The organism is Herbidospora solisilvae, from assembly GCF_009901565.1.
Classification (GTDB): domain Bacteria; phylum Actinomycetota; class Actinomycetes; order Streptosporangiales; family Streptosporangiaceae; genus Herbidospora; species Herbidospora solisilvae.
The window spans coordinates 1-22416 of record NZ_WXEW01000013.1 but is presented as its reverse complement, the minus strand read 5'-3'; the positions used below and the strand labels follow the sequence as shown (position 1 = coordinate 22416).

At 76.1% G+C, this 22416-nt stretch carries 2 protein-coding genes; both read left to right on the top strand.

The genetic code is table 11. The annotated features are described in order from the left end of the window. The first annotated feature begins 16 nt into the window (after window positions 1–16). Window positions 17–17764, top strand: a complete 17748-nt coding sequence (locus GT755_RS40260) for a type I polyketide synthase (RefSeq protein WP_161483953.1) — start codon at window positions 17–19, stop codon at window positions 17762–17764. Window positions 17765–17771: 7 nt separating this feature from the next. Beyond that, the coding region (locus GT755_RS35480; protein ID WP_161483952.1) for a type I polyketide synthase at window positions 17772–22416 on the top strand (4645 nt) is incomplete at its 3' end.

Genomic DNA, 22416 nt, shown 5'->3' with positions numbered 1-22416 from the left:
GGCCAAGCTGCGTTGTATGTCCGACTCCCACACCAGCACCCCCATCGCCGTCATCGGCCTGGCCTGCCGGCTGCCGGGCGCGGCGGACCCCGACTCCTTCTGGCGGCTGCTGACCGAAGGGCGCGACGCGGTCGGCGCCGCCCCCGCCGGGCGCGGCCTGGGCGAGGCGCGCGGGGCCTACCTCGACGAGGTCGACCGCTTCGACGCCGCCTTCTTCGGCATCTCGCCGAAGGAGGCGGCGGCGATGGACCCACAGCAGCGGCTCCTGCTCGAACTGGGCTGGGAGGCCCTGGAGGAGGCCGGCATCGTGCCCGCCTCGCTGGCGGGCAGCCGGACCGCCGTCTTCGCCGCCGCCCTCTGGGACGACTACGCCACCCTCCACCACCTGCGCGGCGCCCGGCCCGGCCGGCACGCGATGACCGGCCTGAACCGGGGCGTGCTCGCCAACCGGCTCTCCTACGTGCTCGGCCTGACCGGGCCCAGCCTGACCGTCGACGCGGCGCAGTCGTCGTCGCTGGTGGCGGTGCACCTGGCGAGCGAGAGCCTGCGCCGGGGCGAGTCGGATCTGGCCCTGGTCGGCGGGGTGAACCTGATCCTGTCCCCCGACAGCGGGGCACGCAGCGCCGGATTCGGCGCCCTGTCCCCCGACGGCCGCTGCTTCACCTTCGACGCCCGCGCCAACGGATACGTGCGCGGCGAGGGCGGCGTGGCCGTCCTGCTCAAGCCGCTCGACCGCGCGCTGGCCGACGGCGACCGCGTGCACGCGGTGCTGCTCGGCGGCGCGGTCAACAACGACGGCGCCTCGGCCGGGCTGACCGTGCCCGACCGGGCCGCCCAGGAGGCGGTGATCCGCGCCGCGCACGCCCGCGCCGGGACCACGCCGGACGACGTCGGCTACGTGGAGCTGCACGGCACCGGCACGCCCGTGGGCGACCCGGTCGAGGCGGCGGCGCTGGGCGCCGCCCTCGGCTCGGCCCGCCCGCTGCTGGTCGGGTCGGTGAAGACGAACGTGGGCCACCTGGAGGGCGCGGCCGGGCTGACCGGGCTGCTCAAGACGGTGCTGGCCGTCCGGCACCGGCGGGTGCCCGCGAGCCTGAACTTCCGCGACCCGAACCCCGCCATCGCCCTCGACGACCTGGGGTTGCGGGTGGCGACCGAGCCGGTGGCGTGGCCGGTGGAGGGGCGTGCGGTGGCGGGGGTGAGCTCGTTCGGCATGGGCGGCACCAACGCCCACGTCGTGGTGGCCGAGCCGCCGTCACGAACGCCCGCCCTGCCGGAGAACGACGCGCCGTCGTCTTCGACCGCTGCCGCTCTCCAGAGCCTGACGCCGGTTCCGGATGCTCCCGCAGGCGAGCCGGTGCTGCCCTTCGTTGTTTCGGGGCGGGACGCGGCGGCCCTGCGGGCGCAGGCCGGGCGGCTGGCCGGCGAGGCGCGTGGCCGGGCGGCCGACGTGGCGTACTCGCTGGCGGTGACGCGGACCCGGTTCGCGAGCCGGGCCGTGGTGCTGGCCGAGGACCTCGACGGGTTCGCCGACGGGCTGCGGGCGGTGGCGGAGGGGCGCGGCCATCCGTCGGTCGTGCGCGGGGAGGCGGGGCCGTCGCGGACGGCGTTCCTGTTCACCGGGCAGGGCAGCCAGTACGCGGGCATGGGCGCCGAGCTCCACCGGGCCGAGCCGGTGTTCGCCGCCGCCTTCGACGAGGTGGCCGCCGCGTTCGCGCCCCATCTCGACCTGCCGCTGGCCGGGATCGTCGAAAGCGGGCCCCTGGACGAGACCCGCTACACCCAGCCCGCGCTGTTCGCCCTGGAGACGGCGCTGTTCCGGCTGCTGGAGCACCGTGGGGTGCGGGCCGACGTCGTCACCGGCCACTCGATCGGCGAGGTGACGGCCGCGCACGTCGCCGGGGTGTTGTCCCTGGCCGACGCGGCGGCGCTGGTCGCGGCGCGGGCCCGGCTCATGTGGTCGGCGCCCTCGGGCGGGGCGATGGCGGCGGTCGAGGCGACCGAGGAGGAGATCACGCCGCACCTCGGCGACGGGGTGGACCTCGGCGCGGTCAACGGGCCGAGCGCGGTGGTGGTGTCGGGTGACGCCGACGCGGTCGCGCGGGTGGCCGGGCTGTTCGCCGCGCGGGGGCGGCGGACCCGTGCGCTGACGGTGAGCCACGCGTTCCACTCGGCGCACATGGATCCCGTCCTGGACGAGTTCCACGCCGTCGCCGCCACCCTGACCTACCGGCCGCCGGTCATCCCGGTCGTGAGCAACGTGACCGGGCGGGTCGCGACGGCGGAGGAGCTGACCGATCCGGCCTACTGGACCCGGCACATCCGGCGGGCCGTGCGGTTCCACGACGCCGTGACGACCCTGCGCGGCGACGGCGTGACCACGTTCCTCGAACTGGGCCCCGACGCGGTGTTGTCGGCCCTGGTGCCGGGGGGTCACGCGGTGCTGCGGCGCGGGCGTCCGGAGCGGGCCACCCTCCTGCGTGCCCTGGCGGCGGCGCACGTGCGCGGGGTCGACGTCGATTGGGGCGGGTTCGCGGCCGGGCGGGCGGTGCCGCTGCCGACCTACGCCTTCCAGCGGGAACGCCATTGGTTCGAGGAGACGACCTCCTCCGCGCCCGAAGCCTCCGTTTCGCGGACCGCGATCGACAGCGGCGATCTGCTCGATCTCGTCCGCACCCAGACCGCGATCGTGCTGGGGCATGTCACCGGGGACGCGGTCGACGGCGACCGTACCTTCAAGAATCTGGGCTTCGACTCGATGGCCGCCGTCGAGCTGCGCGAGCGGCTCGCCGAGGCGACCGGGCTGGACCTGCCGGCGGGGCTGGTCTACAACCACCCGACGCCGCACGCGGTCGTCGCGTCGTTGCGGGCGGAACTGGCCGGAGACGCCGGCCACGTCGTCACGGCGCGGGCGGCGCGCGCCGACGATCCCGTCGTCATCGTCGGCATGGCCTGCCGCTATCCGGGCGGCGCCGGATCACCCGAGGAGTTGTGGCGGCTGGTCGCCGACGGCGTCGACGCCGTCGGGCCGTTCCCCGCCGACCGGGGCTGGGACTTGGAGTCGCTGTACGACCCCGACCCGGCCACCCCCGGCACCAGCTATACGAAACAGGGCGGCTTCCTGTACGACGCCGCCGACTTCGACGCGGACTTCTTCGGCATCAGCCCCCGCGAGGCGGCGGCCATCGACCCTCAGCAGCGGTTGTTGCTGGAGACGGCGTGGGAGGCCTTCGAGCGGGCCGGCATCGACCCGGGCTCCCTGCGCGGCTCCCGGACCGCCGTGTTCGTCGGCGGCACGTCCCAGGACTACGGCCCCCGCCTGCACGAACCCGCCGAGGGCTTCGACGGCTACCTGCTCACCGGCAGCACGGTCAGCATCGCGTCGGGCCGGGTGGCGTACACGTTCGGGCTGGAGGGCCCGGCCGTCACCGTCGACACGGCCTGCTCCTCCTCGCTGGTGGCGCTGCACCTGGCCGTCCAGGCGTTACGGCAGGGCGAGTGCGACCTGGCCCTGGCGGGCGGCGTGACGGTGATGGCGACACCCGGCATGTTCCTGGAGTTCAGCCGCCAGCGGGGACTGTCGGCCGACGGCCGCTGCAAGGCCTTCGCGGCGGCGGCCGACGGCACCGGCTGGTCGGAGGGCGCGGGCCTGCTGCTCGTCGAACGGCTCTCCGACGCCCGCCGCAACGGGCACCCCGTGCTCGCGGTCGTTCGTGGGACGGCCGTCAACCAGGACGGCGCTTCCAACGGCCTGACCGCGCCCAACGGCCCGGCCCAGGAGAGGGTCATCCGCCAGGCGCTCGCGGACGCGGGGCTGGCCCCCTCCGACGTGGACGCCGTCGAGGCCCACGGAACGGGCACCCGGCTCGGCGACCCCATCGAGGCCGAGGCGCTGATCGCCACCTACGGGCAGGACCGCGACGAACCGGCCTGGCTGGGGTCGTTGAAGTCGAACATCGGCCACACCCAGGCGGCGGCCGGGGTCGGCGGGGTCATCAAGATGGTGCAGGCGATGCGGCACGGCCTCCTGCCCAAGACGCTGCACGTGGACGCCCCCACCCCGCACGTGCGCTGGAACGACGGCCTCAGGCTCCTCACCGAGCCCGTCGCCTGGCCCCACGACGACGACCGGCCGCGCCGGGCCGCCGTCTCGTCGTTCGGCATCAGCGGCACCAACGCCCACGTGGTCCTGGAGGAACCCGAACCGGCGGCCGCGCCGCCGGCCACGCCCGGCCTGGTGCCGGTGCTCCTGTCGGGCCACACCCCCGAGGCCCTCCGGGCGCAGGCCCGCCGTCTGCGGGACCACTTCACCACCAACGATCTCCAGGCCACCGGTCGCGCCGCGCTCACCCACCGGGCCGCCGTCGTCACCGGCGACCGGGACGAGCTGCTGGCCGCGCTCACGGCGCTCGCCGACGACGGACAACACCCGGCGCTGGTCCGTGGCGTGGCGGGGCGGCGTCCGCGCACCGCCTTCCTGTTCACCGGGCAGGGCAGCCAGCGCCCCGGCATGGGCCGCGAGCTCTACCAGGCCGAACCCGTCTTCGCCGCCGCCCTCGACGACGTCCTCGCCCACCTCGAACCCGGACTGAAAGAGATCATCTTCGGCGAGAGCACCCAGCTCGACCAGACCCGCCACACCCAGCCCGCCCTCTTCGCCCTCCAAACCGCCCTCTACCGGCTCCTGGAACACCACGGCCTCCGCCCCGACGCGGTCGCCGGACACTCCGTCGGCTCCATCGCCGCCGCCCACGCCGCCGGGGTGCTGGACCTGCCCAGCGCCGCCAAACTCGTCACCGCCCGCGCCCGCCTCATGCAGCAACTCCCACCCGGCGGAGCCATGGCGGCGTTGTCCCTCGGTGAGGCCGACACGCTACAGCTCCTCGACGGGCTCACCGACCAGGCATCCCTGGCCGCGATCAACGGCCCCCACGCCACCGTCGTCTCCGGCACCGAAAACGCCGTCCAGCAGGTCATCGAACGCGCCCACGGCGCGAAGACCAAACGCCTGACCGTCAGCCACGCCTTCCACTCACCCCTGATGGAACCCATGCTCGACGAGTTCCGCCAGGTCCTCGACACCCTGGAGTTCGCCGAGCCGACGATCCCCATCGTCTCCGACCGCACCGGACACCTCGGCGGGCTCGACGACCCCGACCACTGGGTCAAGCACGTCCGCGAACCCATCCGCTTCACGGGCGTCATCGACACCCTGACCGGCACCGGCATCCACACGTTCGTGGAGATCGGCCCCGACGCCGTCCTGACCGCCCTGCTCCCCGACCACGACGCCCACCCCACCCTCCGCCGCGACCACCCCGAACCGCACGCCATCACCCGGACCCTCGCCGCCCTCCACACCACCGGCCATCCCGTCGACTGGCACCTCCCGGCCACCGCCGCCACCGACCTGCCCACCTACCCCTTCCAGCGCGAGCGCTACTGGCTGACGAGCAGGCCGCAGGCCGGGCCGGAGCTGCTGGGCCTGTCGCCCACCGGCCACCCGTTCCTGGGCGCGTCGGTCGTGCGCGCCGACGACGACGGGCTGCTGCTCACCGGGCGCGTCTCCCTGGAGAGCCACCCGTGGCTGGCGGGTCACCGGATCGCCGGTTCGGTCCTGCTGCCCGGCACGGCGCTCGTGGAGCTCGCCCTGACGGCGGGCGACCGCGCCGGCGTCCCCCGGGTCGAGGAGCTGACCATCGAAAGCCCGCTGGTGCTGCCGGAGAAGGGCGGGGTGGCGCTGCAACTCTCCGTCGGTCCGGCAGGCCCCGACGGCGGCCGCCCGCTGGGCGTGCACGCCCGCCCCGACCGGGCGGACGAACCCTGGCGCCGCCACGCGACCGGCGTGCTCGCACCCGCCGAGGACGACACCGTGCCGACGGCCGGGGTGTGGCCGCCGGAAGGCGCGCAGCCGGTCGACCCCGACCTGCTCTACGCCGACCTCGCCGACGCCGGTTACGCCTACGGCCCGGACTTCCAGGGTGTGCGGGCGGCCTGGCGGCAGGACGGCCGCCTCCACGCGGAACTGGACCTCCCCGGCGAGCCGGGCGCGTTCGGGCTGCACCCCGCCCTGCTCGACGCCGCGCTGCACCCGCTCGTGCACGGGGAACTCGCGGACGGCCTGCCCGTCCCCTTTGCGTGGACCGGCGTGCAGCTCTCGGCCACGGGAGCCACGACGTTGCGGGTCACCTGGTCGCCCGCGCCCGGCGGTCACCGGCTGCACGCCACCGACGACACCGGCGCCCCCGTCCTCACGGCAGAGACAGTGACCCTCCGCCCGCTCCCGGCCGCCCGTCCCGCGTTCACCGACCTGCACCGCCTCACCTGGACCCCGGTCCCGGCCACCCCCACGGGCGAGGGCGACGCCGTCACGGTCAGGGTCCCGGCCGGGCGCGGCGCGGCCGCGTTCGTGTTGCGGGCCGTCCGGGAGGCGGCGGAGACGCGGCTGCTGTTCCTCACGGACGGGGCCGTGGCCGCCGCCGACGGCGACCGGGTCGACGACCCGTGGCAGGCCGCCGCGTGGGGCCTGATCCGGGCCGCGCAGAGCGAGCGGCCGGGCCGGTTCGCCGTCGCCGACGTCCCGCCCGACGTCCCGGCCGACGCCCTCGGGCCGCTGTCGGCGGAGGAGCCGCAACTCGCCGTCCGGGACGGGGTGATCCTGGTCCCCCGGCTCGTTCGCGCCGAGCCCACCGGCACGGCCACGGTGTTCGACGACCGGGCCGTCCTGGTGACCGGCGGCACGGGCGGGCTGGCGCGGCCCGTCGTCCGGCATCTGGTGGAACGGCACGGGGTGCGGCGGCTGGTGCTGCTCAGCCAGCGCGGGCCGGACGCCGACGGGGCCGCCGAGTTCGCCGGCGAGCTGGCCGGGCTGGGCGCGCACGCCGAGTTCGTCGCCGTGGACGTCGCCGACCGGGAGGCGCTGGCGACCGTGCTTGCCACCGTGTCGGCCACCGTGGAGATCGGCGCGGTGGTGCACCTGGCGGGCGTGCTCGACGACGGCACGATCGAGTCGCTGACCGGAGAACGGCTCGACGCGGTCCTGCGGCCGAAGGCGGACGCCGCCGCGCACCTGCACGAACTGACCCGCGACCTGCCGCTCGCCGCGTTCGTCCTGTTCTCGTCGGTCACCGGCGTCGTCGGCACGGCGGGGCAGGCCAACTACGCCGCCGCCAACGCCTACCTCGACGCGCTCGCCCTGCACCGCCGCGCGGCCGGGCTGCCCGCCTTGTCGCTGGCCTGGGGCCTCTGGGAGGGCGGCATGGGCGGCGGGCTCGACGCGGCGGCGCGGTCGCGCTGGTCGCGGTCGGGGTTGTCGCCGCTGACGGAGGCGCGCGGGCTGGAGCTGCTCGACGCCGCGCTCGCGGCCGGGGGCGACGCGGTGCTCGTGCCGGCGAGGGTGGACACCCCGGCACTGCGGCGGCGCGCGGCCGAAGGGCCGCTGCCCGCGCCGTTGCGCGGGCTCGTCCCGCCGGTCCGGCGCACGAAGGCCGGGTCGTGGCCGGAGCGGGTCGCCGCCCTCCCGGCGCACGAGCGGCCCCGGGCCGTCGCCGAGACGGTGCTGACGGCCGTCGCCGAGGTGCTGGGCCACTCCGGCTCGTCGGGCATCGACCCCGCCCGCGCGTTCCGGGACCTGGGCTTCGACTCGCTCACCGGGGTCGAGCTGCGCAACCGGCTCGGCGCGGTGACCGGGCTGCGGCTGCCCGCCACGGTCACCTTCGACCACCCGTCGGCGGACGCGCTCACCGCCCACCTGACCGGCCTGCTCACCGGTCCGGCGACTCGCGAGAAGGAGACGGTGACGGCGGCGGTCCGGGACGACGACCCGGTGGTCATCGTCGGCATGGCCTGCCGCTACCCGGGCGGGGTGGCCTCGCCCGAGGACCTGTGGCGGCTGGTCGCCGACGGCGTCGACGCCGTCGGCCCCTTCCCCGCCGACCGGGGCTGGGACCTGGAGTCGCTGTACGACCCGGACCCCGACCGGGTCGGCACGTCGTACACCAGGCAGGGCGGTTTCCTGTACGACGCCGCCGACTTCGACCCCGCCTTCTTCGGCATCAGCCCCCGGGAGGCCGCGGCCATCGACCCGCAACAACGGCTGCTGCTGGAGACGGCCTGGGAGACCTTCGAACGGGCCGGCATCGCGCCCGACTCGGTGCGCGGCTCCCGCACCGCCGTGTTCGCCGGGGTCATGTACAACGACTACGCGGCCCGGCTGACGCGGGCGCCGAAGGACCTGGAGGGCTACCTGCTGACGGGCAACACGGGGAGCGTGTTGTCGGGGCGGCTGGCGTACACGTTCGGGCTGGAGGGCCCGGCCGTCACCGTCGACACGGCCTGCTCCTCCTCGCTGGTGGCGCTGCACCTGGCCGTCGAGGCGCTGCGCCGGGGCGAGTGCGACCTGGCGCTGGCGGGCGGCGTGACGGTGATGGCGGGGCCGGGCACGTTCGTGGAGTTCAGCCGCCAGCGGGGACTGTCGGCCGACGGCCGCTGCAAGGCCTTCGCGGCGGCGGCCGACGGCACCGGCTGGTCCGAAGGCGCGGGCCTGCTCCTGGTCGAACGCCTCTCCGACGCCCGCCGCCACGGCCACCCCGTGCTCGCCGTCGTCAGAGGCACCGCGGTCAACCAGGACGGCGCCTCCAACGGCCTGACCGCGCCCAACGGCCCGGCCCAGGAGAGGGTCATCCGGCAGGCGCTCGCCAACGCCGGTCTCACCCCCACCGACGTGGACGCCGTCGAAGCCCACGGCACCGGCACCCGCCTCGGCGACCCCATCGAGGCCCAGGCCCTCCTCGCCACCTACGGGCAGGACCGCGAACGGCCCGTCTGGCTGGGGTCGCTGAAGTCGAACATCGGCCACACCCAGGCGGCGGCCGGGGTCGGCGGCATCATCAAGGTCGTCCACGCCATGCGGCACGGCGTGCTTCCCAGGACCCTGCACGTCGACGAGCCGAGTCCGCACGTCGACTGGGACAGCGGCGCGGTCCGCCTCCTCACCGAGGCCCGGCCGTGGGAACGCCCGGACGACCGGCCCCGCCGCGCGGCGGTGTCGTCGTTCGGCATCAGCGGCACCAACGCCCACGTCATCCTCGAAGAACCCGAGCCCGCGCCCAGCCCCGCCGCGACGGAGACCGGGCCGGTGCCGGTGCTCCTGTCGGCGCACACCCCCGACGCCCTGCGGGCGCGGGCCGGGCACCTGCGCGACCGTCTCGCCGCCCGCCCGGAGCTCGGCCTGCGGGCCGTCGCACGCACGCTCGCCACCGGGCGCGCGCACCTCGCGCACCGGGCCGCCGTCGTCGCGGCCGACCGTGCCGGGCTGCTCGCCGCGCTCGGCGCGCTGGCCGAAGGCGGGGACCACCCGTCGGCCACGCGGGCCGAGGCGGTCGCCCAGCCGCACACCGCGTTCCTGTTCACCGGGCAGGGCAGCCAGCGCCCCGGCATGGGCCGCGAGCTCTACCAGGCCGAACCCGTCTTCGCCGCCGCCCTCGACGAGGTCCTCGCCCACCTCGAACCCGGGCTGAAGGAGATCGTCTTCGGCGAGACCTCCGGGCTCGACGAGACCCGCCACACCCAGCCCGCCCTCTTCGCCCTGGAGACCGCCCTCTTCCGGTTCCTCGACCACGTGGGCGTCCGGCCCGACCTGCTCGCCGGTCACTCCATCGGCGAGGTCACCGCCGCCCACGTCGCCGGGGTCCTGGACCTGCCCGACGCCGCCTCGCTGGTCACCGCCCGCGCCCGGCTCATGCACGCCGCCCCGGCGGGCGGGGCGATGATCGCCGTCGAGGCGACCGAGGAGGAGATCCGGCCCCACCTCACCGAGGGCGTCGACCTGGCCGCCGTCAACGGCGCGGACGCGGTCGTCATCGCGGGCGACCCCGCCGAGGCCCACGCGGTCGCCGCGCGGTTCGCCGAGCGGGGCCGCCGCGTCAGGCCGCTGAAGGTCAGCCACGCCTTCCACTCGCCGCACATGGACCCCGTCCTGGACGAGTTCCACGCCGTGGCGGCCACCCTCGTCTACCACGCCCCGGTCGTCCCGATCGTGAGCACGGTCACCGGCCGGATCGCCACGGCGGAAGAGCTGGCCGACCCGGCGTACTGGGCCGGGCAGATCCGCCGCACCGTCCGGTTCCACGACGCGGTCGCCGTGCTGCGGGAGCACGGCGTCGGCACGATGCTCGAACTCGGGCCCGACGCCGTGTTGAGCGCCCTCGTCGGAGACGGCGTCCCGCTGCTCCGCCGCGACCACGCCGAACCTCTCACCGTCTCGGCGGCGATCGGGGCGGCGTACACGAAGGGGACCCCCCTCGACCTCTCCCGGCTCATCGGCGCCGACGACTCCCCACCCGCCGACCTGCCCACCTACCCCTTCCAGCGGGCGCGTTACTGGCTCGACGCCACGCCGCAGGAGAGCCTGTTCGAGCAGGTCACCGAGCTGGCCGACGGCGGCGTGCTCTTCGCGGGCCACCTGACGGACGGCGCGCACCCGTGGCTGGCCGACCACCGGATCGCGGGCGGCGTCCCGCTCCCGGGCGCGTTCCTCGCCGACGCGGTGCTCCAGGCGGGCGCCCGCGCGGGGGTCCCGGTCGTGGACGAACTGACCCTCGAAGCGCCGCTGCCGCTCCCGGCCCGGTTCCAGGTGCTGGTGGAACCGGCGGGCGACGACGGGCGGCGCGCGTTCGCCGTGCACGCCAGGAACGGCGACGAGCCGTGGACCCGGCACGCCTCCGGCCACCTCACCACCACCGCCCCCGCCCCGGCCGCCGCGCCCGAGGCCTGGCCGCCTCCGGGGGCCGAGCCGGTGGACGTCGACGCCTGGTACACCACCCTCGCCGACGTCGGCTACGAGTACGGGCCGGCGTTCCGGAACGTCCGGGCGGCCTGGCGGTCCGGAGACACGATCTTCACCGAGGTGGCGCTCCCGCTGCCCCCCGACGGCCGGTTCGCGCTGCATCCCGCGCTGCTGGACGCGGCGCTGCACCCGCTGCCCGTCACCGGCGACGGCACCGGGCTGCGGCTGCCGTTCTCCTGGTCGGGGCTGCGGCTGCACGCCACGGGCGCGTCGGCGCTGCGGGTCCGGATCGACCCGGCCGGCCGCGACGGCGCGGCGCTGACCCTCTGGGACGAGACCGGCCGTCCGGTCGCCTCGATCGCGTCGGTCACCCTGCGCGCCGGCGCCCGGACGGCGCCCGCCTACGAGCTGACCTGGCGGCCCGTCCCGCTCCCGGCGACGCCCGCCGACGACACCGACCTCGTGCACGTGCCGCCCGGGTCGGCGGGCGAGACGGCCGAACGGGCGCTCGCGCTGGTGCAGGCCCGGTTGTCCGGCGACACGCCCCGGCTGGCCTTCGTGACCACCCGGGCGGTCGCCACCCAGGCCGGCGAGCCGGTGGAGCGGCCGGGCCAGGCGGCGGTCTGGGGGCTGGTGCGCAGCGCCCAGAGCGAGCACCCGGGCCGGTTCGTGCTGGTCGACACCGACGGCACGACCGCCTCCGACCGGGCCCTGCCCGCCGCGCTGGCCCTGGACGAACCCCAGTTCGCCCTCCGCGAGGGACACGTCGTGGTGCCGCGCCTGACCCGGGTGGGGGTGGGCACCGGCCCGAGCCGGTTGCGGCCGGACGGAACCGTGCTGATCACCGGCGCGACCGGGTCGCTGGGCGGGCTCGTGGCCGAACACCTCGTCGTCCACCACGGGGTGCGGAACCTGCTGCTCGTCAGCAGGCGCGGGCCCGACGCCCCCGGCGCGGGCGACCTCCTCGACCGGCTGGCCGCGCTCGGCGGCGTGCCCGAGCTGGTCGCCTGCGACCTCGCCGACGGCGACGCGCTGGCCCGCCTGCTCGCCGACCGGCCGGTCACCGCCGTCGTCCACACGGCGGCCGTGCTCGACGACACCACGGTCGCCGACCTGACGCCGGAGCGGCTGCGCGCCGTCCTGGCCGCCAAAGCCGACGGGGCCGACAATCTGAGCCGCCTCACCGGCGACCTCGACGCGTTCGTGTTGTTCTCCTCGATCACCGGCACCGTCGGCACCGCCGGTCAGGCCAACTACGCCGCCGCCAACGCCTACCTCGACGCGCTGGCCGCCCACCGCCACGCGCTGGGCCGGCCCGCCACCTCGCTCGCCTGGGGCCTGTGGGAGCAGGACGACGGCATGGCCGCCCGCCTGTCGGCCGCCGACCTGGCGCGGCTGGCCAGGACCGGCATCGCGCCGCTCTCCCGCGACGACGCGCTGACCCTGTTCGACGCGGCCCTGCGGACCGGGTGGGCCGACCGTCCCCTGCTGGTGACGGCCCGCCTGGACACCAAGGCGCTGGCCGCGCCGGGTGCGGTCGTGCCGCCGCCGTTGCGGTCGCTCGTGCCGCGGAAGGACCCGGCCCCCGCGCCGCAACGCGCCGCGACGGACCTGCTGGAGCTGGTCAGGGAGACGGCGGCGACCGTGCTCGGGCACACGTCGGCCGATCCGGTCGCGGCCGGGCGGGCCTTCACCGACCTGGGCTTCGACTCGCTGGCCGCCGTCGACCTGCGCAACCGGCTGAGCGCCGCCCTCGGCGTCCCGCTCCCCACCACCCTGGTCTTCGACCACCCGACCCCGGCCGCCCTCGCCACGTGGTTGCGGTCGCGGCTCGCGGACGAGACGCCCCGGCCGCAGGCGCCCGCCCCGGCGGCCCGCGCCGACGACGACCCGATCGCGATCGTCGCGATGGCCTGCCGCTACCCGGGCGGGGTGGCCTCGCCCGAGGACCTGTGGCGGCTGGTCGCCGACGGCGTCGACGCCGTCGGGCCCTTCCCCGCCGACCGGGGCTGGGACCTGGAGTCGCTGTACGACCCCGACCCGGCCACCCCCGGCACCAGCTACGCCCGTGACGGCGGCTTCCTGTACGACGCCGCCGGGTTCGACGCCGGGTTCTTCGGCATCAGCCCCCGGGAGGCGGCGGCGATCGACCCGCAGCAGCGGTTGTTGCTGGAGACGGCGTGGGAGACGTTCGAGCGGGCCGGCATCGACCCCGGCACGCTGCGCGGCTCGCGCACGGGGGTGTTCGCCGGGGTCATGTACAACGACTACGGCGCGCGCCTGCACCAGGCCGGCCGGCCGCCCGAGGGCTTCGAGGGTTACCTGGTCAGCGGCAGCGCGGGCAGTGTGGCGTCGGGGCGGGTGGCGTACACGTTCGGGCTGGAGGGCCCGGCCGTCACCGTCGACACGGCCTGCTCCTCCTCGCTGGTGGCGCTGCACCTGGCCGTCCAGGCGCTGCGGCAGGGCGAGTGCGAACTCGCCCTGGCGGGCGGGGTGACGGTGATGGCCAGCCCCGCGACGTTCGTGGAGTTCAGCCGCCAGCGCGGGTTGTCGCCCGACGGCCGCTGCAAGGCCTTCGCCGCCGCCGCCGACGGCACCGGCTGGTCCGAAGGCGCGGGCCTGCTGCTCGTCGAGCGCCTGTCCGACGCCCGCCGCAACGGCCACCCCGTGCTCGCCGTCGTCAGAGGCACGGCCGTCAACCAGGACGGCGCCTCCAACGGCCTGACCGCCCCCAACGGCCCCTCGCAGGAACGCGTGATCCGCCAGGCGCTCGCCAACGCCGGCCTCGACCCGTCGGACGTGGACGCCGTCGAGGCCCACGGCACCGGCACCCGCCTCGGCGACCCCATCGAGGCCCACGCCCTCCTCGCCACCTACGGCCAGGACCGCGAACGGCCCGCCTGGCTGGGCTCGCTGAAGTCGAACATCGGCCACACCCAGGCGGCGGCCGGGGTCGGCGGCATCATCAAGATGGTCCAGGCCCTCCAGCACGGGGTGCTGCCCAAGACGCTGCACGTCGACGAGCCGACCCCCCACGTCGACTGGGAGAGCGGGTCGGTCCGTCTCCTCACCGAACCCACCGCCTGGCCGCACGACGAGAACCGGCCACGCCGGGCCGCCGTCTCGTCGTTCGGCATCAGCGGCACCAACGCCCACGTGGTGCTGGAGGAACCGGAACCCGCGACCGCACCCGTCGTGACACCAGGCCTGGTGCCGGTGCTCCTGTCGGGCCACACTCCCGAGGCCCTCCAGGCCCAGGCGCGACGTCTGCGGGACCACTTCACCCTCAACGATCCGCTGGCCGCCGTCCCGGTGCTGGCGACCGGCCGGGCCGCGCTGACCCATCGGGCCGCCGTCGTCACCGGCGACCGGGACGAGCTGCTGGCCGCGCTCACGGCCCTGGCCGACGGGGATCGGCACCCCGCCCTCGTGCAAGGGGAGGCCGCCGAGCCGAAGACGGCGTTCCTGTTCACCGGCCAGGGCAGCCAGCGCCCCGGCATGGGCCGCGAGCTCTACCACGCCGAACCCGTCTTCGCCGCCGCCCTCGACGAGGTCCTCGCCCACCTCGAACCCGGACTGAAAGAGATCATCTTCGGCGAAGGCACCCAGCTCGACCAGACCCGCCACACCCAGCCCGCCCTCTTCGCCCTCCAGACCGCCCTCTACCGGCTGCTGGAACACCACGGCCTGCGCCCCGACGCAGTGGCCGGACACTCGGTCGGCTCGATCGCCGCCGCCCATGTCGCCGGGGTGCTGGACCTGCCCAGCGCCGCCAGACTCGTCACCACCCGCGCCCGCCTCATGCAGCAACTACCGGCAGGCGGAGCCATGGCGGCACTGTCCCTCAGTGAAACCGCCGCGCTGCAACTCCTCGACGGGCTCACCGACCAGGCATCCCTGGCCGCCGTCAACGGCCCCCACGCCACCGTCGTCTCCGGCACCGAGGAGGCGATCCAGCAGGTCATCGAACGCGCCCACGGCGCGAAGACCAAACGCCTGACCGTCAGCCACGCCTTCCACTCACCCCTGATGGAACCCATGCTCGACGAGTTCCGCCACGTCCTCGACACCCTGGAGTACGCCGAGCCGACGATCCCCATCGTCTCCGACCGCACCGGACACCTCGGCGGACTCGACGACCCCGACCACTGGGTCAGACACGTCCGCGAACCCATCCGCTTCACGGGCGTCATCGACACCCTGCTCACCAACGGCATCCGGTCCTTCCTGGAGATCGGCCCCGACGCGGTCCTGACCGCCCTGCTCCCCGACCACGACGCCCACCCCACACTCCGCCGCGACCAGCCGGAACCCCAGGCCATCACCCGCGCCCTCGCCGCCCTCCACACCACCGGCCATCCCGTCGACTGGCACCTCCCGGCCACCGCCGCCACCGACCTGCCCACCTACCCCTTCCAGCGCGAGCGCTACTGGCTCAACCCGCCGCCCACGCGGAAGGGCCACGACGAGACCGGCCACCCGCTGCTCACCTCGGCCGTCGACCTGGCGGGGGACGACGGCGTCGTCCTCACCGGGCGGTTGTCCGCCCGCACCCACCCCTGGCTGGCCGACCACGTCATCGCGGGCACGCCCCTGCTCCCGGCCACGGCGCTGCTCGACCTGGCCCTGCACGCGGGCGAGCACGTCGGCGCCCCCGTCGTGGACGAGCTCACCCTGACCGCCCCCCTCCCGATCCCCGCCGAAGGGGCGGTCGTCGTGCAGGTCGCGGTCGCCGCTCCGGGCGCGGACGGACGGCGGGCCCTGACCGTGCACTCCCGCGCCGACGCCCCCGGCGCCGAGTGGACGCCGCACGCCTCCGGCCACCTCACCGACGACCTCCCCGAAGAGGCGGGGACCCCGGAGGCCTGGCCGCCCGGCGAGCCCCTCGACCTCGACGACGCCTACGAGCGGCTGGCCGCCCTCGGCTACGCCTACGGCCCGGCCTTCCGGAACCTCCGCGCCGCCTGGCGGCACGGCGACGACCTCCTCGCCGAGGTCACCCTGGACGACGAGGGCTTCGCCCTGCACCCCGCCCTCCTCGACGCCGCCCTGCACCCCCTCGCCCTGGACGGCGACACCGTCCGGCTGCCGTTCTCGTGGACGGGTGTGCGGCGCGGCGTGCCCGCCGTCGGCACCGTCCGGGCGCGGCTGACGCCCAAGGGCGGCGACCGGTTCGTGTTGTCCGTGCGGACCGCCGACGGCGAGGCCGTCCTCGACGGCGAACTGGCCGTCCAGGTGAGCAGGTCCGGCGGGCTGCACCGGGTCGCGTGGACGTCGGCACCCCGGCAGGCCGCCGCGCCCTACACGCTGCTGCGGTCGGCGGGTGAGGCGCTCGACCACCTCCGCGCCCCCGGGACCGGCGACGTGGTGCTCGACGTGCGCGGCACCGGCTACGGGCCGGTCACCTCGGCCGTGCTGGAGGTCGTCCAGGCCTGGCTGGAGCAGGACGCGCCGGGCCGGCTGGCGGTGCTGACCAACCACGCCGTGGGCGTGCTCGACGACGACCCGGTCACCGGCCTGGCGCAGTCGGCCCTCTGGGGGCTGGTGCGCACGGCGCAGACCGAGCATCCCGGCCGGTTCGTCCTCGTCGACACCGACGGCTCGGCCGACCCCGGGGAGGCGCTGGCCCTGGGCGAACCGCAGGTCGCCCTGCGGAACGGCGGGGCCCTGCTGCCCGCGCTGAAGCCCATCCCGGCGGGCGCGCACACCGGTCGCCTCCGGCCCGAGGGCACCGTCCTGCTGACCGGGGCCACCGGGGCGCTGGGCGCGCTGCTGGCCGAGCATCTCGTCACCCGGTACGGCGTGCGGCACCTGCTGCTCGTCAGCAGGCGCGGCCCAGCCGCCCCCGGCGCGGCGGAGCTGGCGCGGCGGCTGACCGAGCTGGGTGCGCTTCCCGTGGTGGCGGCCTGCGACACCGGCGACCCGGTCCGGTTGCGGCGGCTGCTCGACGACATCCCGGCCGACCGGCCGCTCACCGCCGTCGTCCACGCCGCGGCCGTGCTCGACGACGGCACCGTCGCCGACCTCACGCCCGGACGGCTGCACGCCGTGCTGACCGCCAAGGCCGACGCCGCCCACTTCCTGCACCACTTCACCCGGCACCTCGACCTGGACGCCTTCGTGTTGTTCTCCTCGGTCGCCGGCGTCATCGGCAACGCGGGGCAGGCCAACTACGCCGCCGCCAACACCTACCTCGACGCCCTCGCCGGGCATCGGCGCGCCCTGGGGCTGTCCGCGACGTCCATCGCCTGGGGGTTGTGGGCCCAGGACACCGGGCTGGGGGGCGGGCTCGGCGCGGCCGAGCTGGCCCGCATCGCCCGCACCGGCGTCGCCCCGCTCGATCCCGCCGACGGGCTGGCCCTGTTCGACGCCGCGCTCTCGGGTGACGTGCCGGCCGTGGTCGCGGCCCGGTTCGACCGGCTGCCCGATCTGCGGCCAGGCCGGCCCCCCAGAAAACGGGACGACGGCGTTCCGCCGCTGGTCAGGACGTTGACCGGCGCGCCGGTCGCCGACCGGCCGGGGCTCGCGCTCAAGCGGGTGCGGGACGTGGTCGCCGACGTGCTGCGGTTGCCGTCGGGGCGGACCGTGCCGTCGGAGCGCGGCCTGCTCGACCTCGGGTTCGACTCGCTGACGGCGGTCGAGCTGCGCAACCGGCTGGCCGTGGAGACCGGGCTGCGGCTGCCCGCCACGCTCCTGTTCGACCATCCGACCCCCACCGCGCTCGCCGCCCACCTGCACGACGAGCTCGCCGTCCGGCTGCCCGGCGGCGCGGGCCCGGCCCTGACGGCGCTGGACGCGCTGGCCGAGTCGGCCGCCGCGCTCGGCGACCGCGACCGGGAGCTCGTCGCGGCCCGGTTGTCGGCGCTGCTCGCGCTGGTGTCCCCCACCGGCCCGGCGGACGTCGTCCGGGACGCCACCGACGACGAACTCTTCCAGCTCATCGACACGCAACTCGGCTCCGACCACGACGAAAGGTGATGGCGCGATGACCACCGAGGCCAGGCTCCGCGACTACCTCAAACGGGTCACCGGCGACCTGCTGCAGACCAGGCAGCGCCTGTCGGAGCTCGAGTCGGCCCGCCACGAGCCGATCGCGATCGTCGGGATGGCCTGCCGCTATCCGGGCGGCGTGCGGTCGCCCGAGGACCTGTGGCGGGTCGTCTCCGAGGGCGTGGACGCCATCTCGCCGTTCCCCGCCGACCGGGGCTGGGACGTCCCGGCGTTGTACGACCCCGACCCGGCGCGGGTCGGGAGGACGTACACGAAGGAGGGCGGTTTCCTGCACGACGCCGCCGACTTCGACCCGGCGTTCTTCGGCATCAGCCCGCGCGAGGCGGTCAGCATGGACCCGCAGCAGCGGCTGCTGCTGGAGACCGCCTGGGAGGCGTTCGAGCGGGCCGGCATCGACCCGGAGTCGGCGCGCGGCTCCCGGACGGGCGTGTTCGCCGGGGTCATGTACGCCGACTACGGCGGCCGGATCCGGCAGGCCCCCGAGGAGCTGGAGGGCTACATCGGCACCGGCAGCGCGGGCTCGGTCGCCTCGGGCCGCCTGTCGTACGTGCTGGGCCTGGTCGGCCCGGCCATCACGATCGACACGGCCTGTTCGTCGTCGCTGGTGGCGCTGCACCTGGCGGTCCGCGCGCTGCGGGCCGGCGAGTGCGACCTCGCGCTGGCGGGCGGCGCGACCGTGATCGCCACGCCGGGCCTGTTCGTCGAGTTCAGCCGCCAGCGGGGGTTGTCGCCCGACGGCCGCTGCAAGGCCTTCGCGGCGGCGGCCGACGGCACCGGCTGGGGTGAGGGCGTCGGCCTGCTGCTGGTCGAACGCCTGTCGGACGCCGTCCGCAACGGCCACCCCGTCCTGGCGGTCGTGCGCGGCACCGCGGTCAACCAGGACGGCACGAGCGGCCAGCTCTCCGCCCCCAACGGCCCCGCCCAGCAGCGGGTCATCCGCGCGGCCCTCGCCGACGCCGGTCTGTCCCCCGCCGACGTGGACGCGATCGAGGCGCACGGCACCGGGACCCGCCTCGGCGACCCGATCGAGGCCCACGCCATCCTCGCGACCTACGGCCAGGACCGCGACGAACCGGCCTGGCTGGGCTCACTGAAGTCGAACATCGGCCACACCCAGGCGGCGGCCGGGGTCGGCGGCGTCATCAAGATGGTCCACGCCATGCGCCACGGCCTCCTGCCGGGCACCCTGCACGTGGACGAACCCAGCCCGCACGTCGACTGGGACAGCGGCGCGGTCCGCCTCCTCACCGAGGCCCGCCCGTGGGAACCCGGCGACGACCGCCCGCGCCGCGCGGCGGTGTCGTCCTTCGGCATCAGCGGCACCAACGCCCACGTCATCCTCGAAGAGCAGCCGCCGAACCCCGCAGAGACGCATGACGTGGTCTCGGGCCCGGTCCCGGTCCTGCTGTCGGCCCACAGTGCCGAGGCTCTGGGGGCACAGGCGCGGCACCTGCGCGACCACCTCGCCGCGCGCCCCGAGCTGGGACCGTCGCACATCGCGCACACCCTCGCCACCGGACGGGCCGCGCTCCCCCACCGCGCCGTGGCCGTCGCGGCCGACCGGGCCTCGTTGCTGGCCACGCTCGACGCCCTGGCCGCCGACCGGCCGCACCCGAGCCTCGTGCAGGGCGTGGCGGCTCCGCGCGGGAAGGTGGTGTTCGTCTTCCCGGGCCAGGGCTCCCAGTGGGACGGGATGGCCCGCGACCTGCTCGCCACCTCCCCCGTCTTCGCCGACCACCTGCACGCCGCCGCCGACGCGATCGAGAAGTACGCGGGCTGGAACCTGATCGACGTGCTCGACGGCCCGTCACCGGATCGGGTCGACGTCATCCAGCCCGCCCTGTTCGCCGTCATGACCAGCCTGGCCCGCCTGTGGGAACACCACGGCGTGCGCCCCGACGCCGTCATCGGCCACTCCCAAGGGGAGATCGCCGCCGCCCACATCGCCGGAGCCCTCACCCTCGACGACGCCGCCAAGATCGTCACCCTGAGGTCCAAGGCGCTGCTCGCGCTGGCCGGAACCGGCGGGATGGCGTCGGTCCAGAAGGGTGCCGAGGAGGTCGGCACCTACCTGACCGCCTACGACGATCTGCACATCGCCGCCACCAACAGCCCCAACGCGACCGTCATCGCGGGCGACCCCGCCCAGCTCGACGACCTGCTCGCCACGCTCGACGCCCGGAGGATCCCGGTCGACTACGCCTCCCACAGCCCCCACGTCCACCGGCTCCGCGACGAACTCCGCACCCTCCTCGACGGCATCCGCCCCCAACCCGCCGCCATCCCCCTCTACTCCACGGTCACCACCGACACCGCCGACCTCACCCCCGAATACTGGTTCGACAACCTCGCCAACCCCGTCCGCTTCCACGAGACCCTCGAAAGGCTCGTCGCCGACGGTCACACCACCTTCGTCGAGGCCAGCCCCCACCCGGTGCTCACGACACCCGTCCAGGACACCGTCGACGACCCCGCCCTGCTGGTCACCGGCACCCTGCGCCGTGAAAAGGGCACCCTCCACCAGTTCCACCTGAACCTGGCCGCCCTGCGGGCCGGCGGTCACGACGTCGACTGGCGCCTCCCGCGGACCGCCGTCACCGACCTGCCCACCTACGCCTTCCAGCGCGAGCGCTACTGGCTGGAGGACGCCGCCGCCCCCGGCGACCCCGAGAGCCTCGGCCTGCGCGCCACCCGCCACCCGTTGTTGCCCGCCTCGACCACCCTCGCGACCGACACGCTCCTGCTGACCGGGCGGGCCGCCGCCCGCGTCCACCCGTGGCTGGCCGAGCACACGATCCACGGCACGCCGGTGCTGCCCCCGGCCGCCTACCTCGACCTGGCCCTCCAGGCCGGGCGGGCACTCGGCGGCCTCGCGGTCGCGGAGCTGGTCGCGGGCCCGCCGCTGAGCCCGCCCGCCGAGGGCGGCGTGGACCTCCAGCTCACCGTCGGCCCGCCGGACGAACACGGCGAGCGTCCCTTCACCCTGTTCGCGCGCCCCGGCGACGCGGAGGAGGTCCCGTGGACCGGCCACGCCTCGGGCGTGCTGGCCCCGCCCAGCACGCCGGTCCCGGCCGCTCCGGCCTGGCCGCCGCCGGGCGCGGTGGAGGTCGACGTGGCCGAGGTCCAGGAAGCCCTGGCCGCCGCGGGGCACGACCACGGCCCCGCCTTCCAGGGCCTGACCCGGCTCTGGCGGCGGGACGACGAGGTCTTCGCCGAGGTGGCCGGCCCCGCCGTCCCGGACGCGCCCCGGCACGCCCTGCACCCCGCCCTCCTCACCGCCGCGCTCCAGCCGCTGCTCGCCGAGGCGGGCCCGGCGGCCGTGCCGGCGGAGTGGCGCGGCGTGGTCCTGCACGGCCCCGGAGCGAGCACGCTCCGCCTCCACGCCACCCGGACCGGGGAGCACGACTTCGCCCTCGCCGTCACCGGCCCCGACGGCGCTCCGGTCGCCACAGTCGGGTCGGTCACGCTGCGGCGGCTCGACGGGCTGCGGCCCGCCGACGCCCGCCCCGACCGGTTCCTCACCCTGACCTGGCCCGAGACCCCGCTGCCCGCCGAACCCGCCGCCTCCTGGACGGTGGCCGCCCCGGGCATCCCCGGCCTGGCCCCATCCGATGCGGCCGACGCGGACGACGCGGCGTTCACGCTGCTGCCCGTCACCTCGGCCAGCACCCTGCTGCCCGAGCTGCTCGCCTGGCTGGCCGACGACTCGCCCGCCCGGCTCGTGGTGGTCACCCGGCACGCCGTCACCGTCGCCGCAGGCGACGTCCAGGACCTCGCGCCCGCGCCCGTGTGGGGGCTGGTCCGGGCGGCGCAGTCGGAGCATCCGGGGCGGATTGTCCTGGTCGACCTCGACGGCCACGAGTCGTCGCTGCGCGCCCTGCCCGCCGCGCTGGCGCTGGACGAGCCGCAGGTCGCGCTGCGGCAGGGGGTCGCGCACGTCCCGCGCCTGGTCACCGCCGCCCCGGCCGACTTCCCGTCGGAGCCGGGGAGGGGCTCGGGGACCGTCCTGGTCTCGGGTTCCGGCGACCTCGCCGCGGCGGCGGCCGAGCACCTGGTCACCGTGCTCGGGCGGGACCACCTCCTCCTCGTGGGGGGCGATCCGGGCCTGGCCGAGCGGCTGAGGGGGCTGGGGGCCGACGTCATGGTGGCCGCCGACGGGGCGGCCGACCGGGAGTCGCTGGCCGAGGCGCTGGCGCTGCTCCCGGCGGAGCACCCGCTGACGGGGGTCGTGCACGTCGCCGACGCCGACGTGGAGACGGTGCTCACGTCGTACACGCCCGAGCAGTTCACCACCGGACTGCGCCGCGCCGGTGACGCGGCGTGGAACCTGCACGAACTGACCCTCGGCCTGGACCTCGACCTGTTCACGCTGCTCACCCCGCACGTCTCCGGGGTGCTGGGCGGGACCGGGCAGGGCGCGCGGGCCGCGACCGGCGCCTACCTCGACGCGCTCGCGCACCACCGCGCCACGCTCGGGCTGCCCGGCGTCGCCGTCGGGTGGGGGCCCAGGGAGGAGGAGCCGGGGTCCGGGCGCGCGGGGCTGGTCCCGGCGGGCGCGGGGCAGAGCGCGCCGCTGTTCGGGCTGGCGCTCAGTTCGGCGCGGGCCGCGCTGGTGGCGG

Excerpts from the sequence above, each read along its gene's own strand:
- GT755_RS40260 (WP_161483953.1), top strand. The coding sequence starts at position 17 with ATGTCCGACTCCCACACCAGCACCCCCATCGCCGTCATCGGCCTGGCC.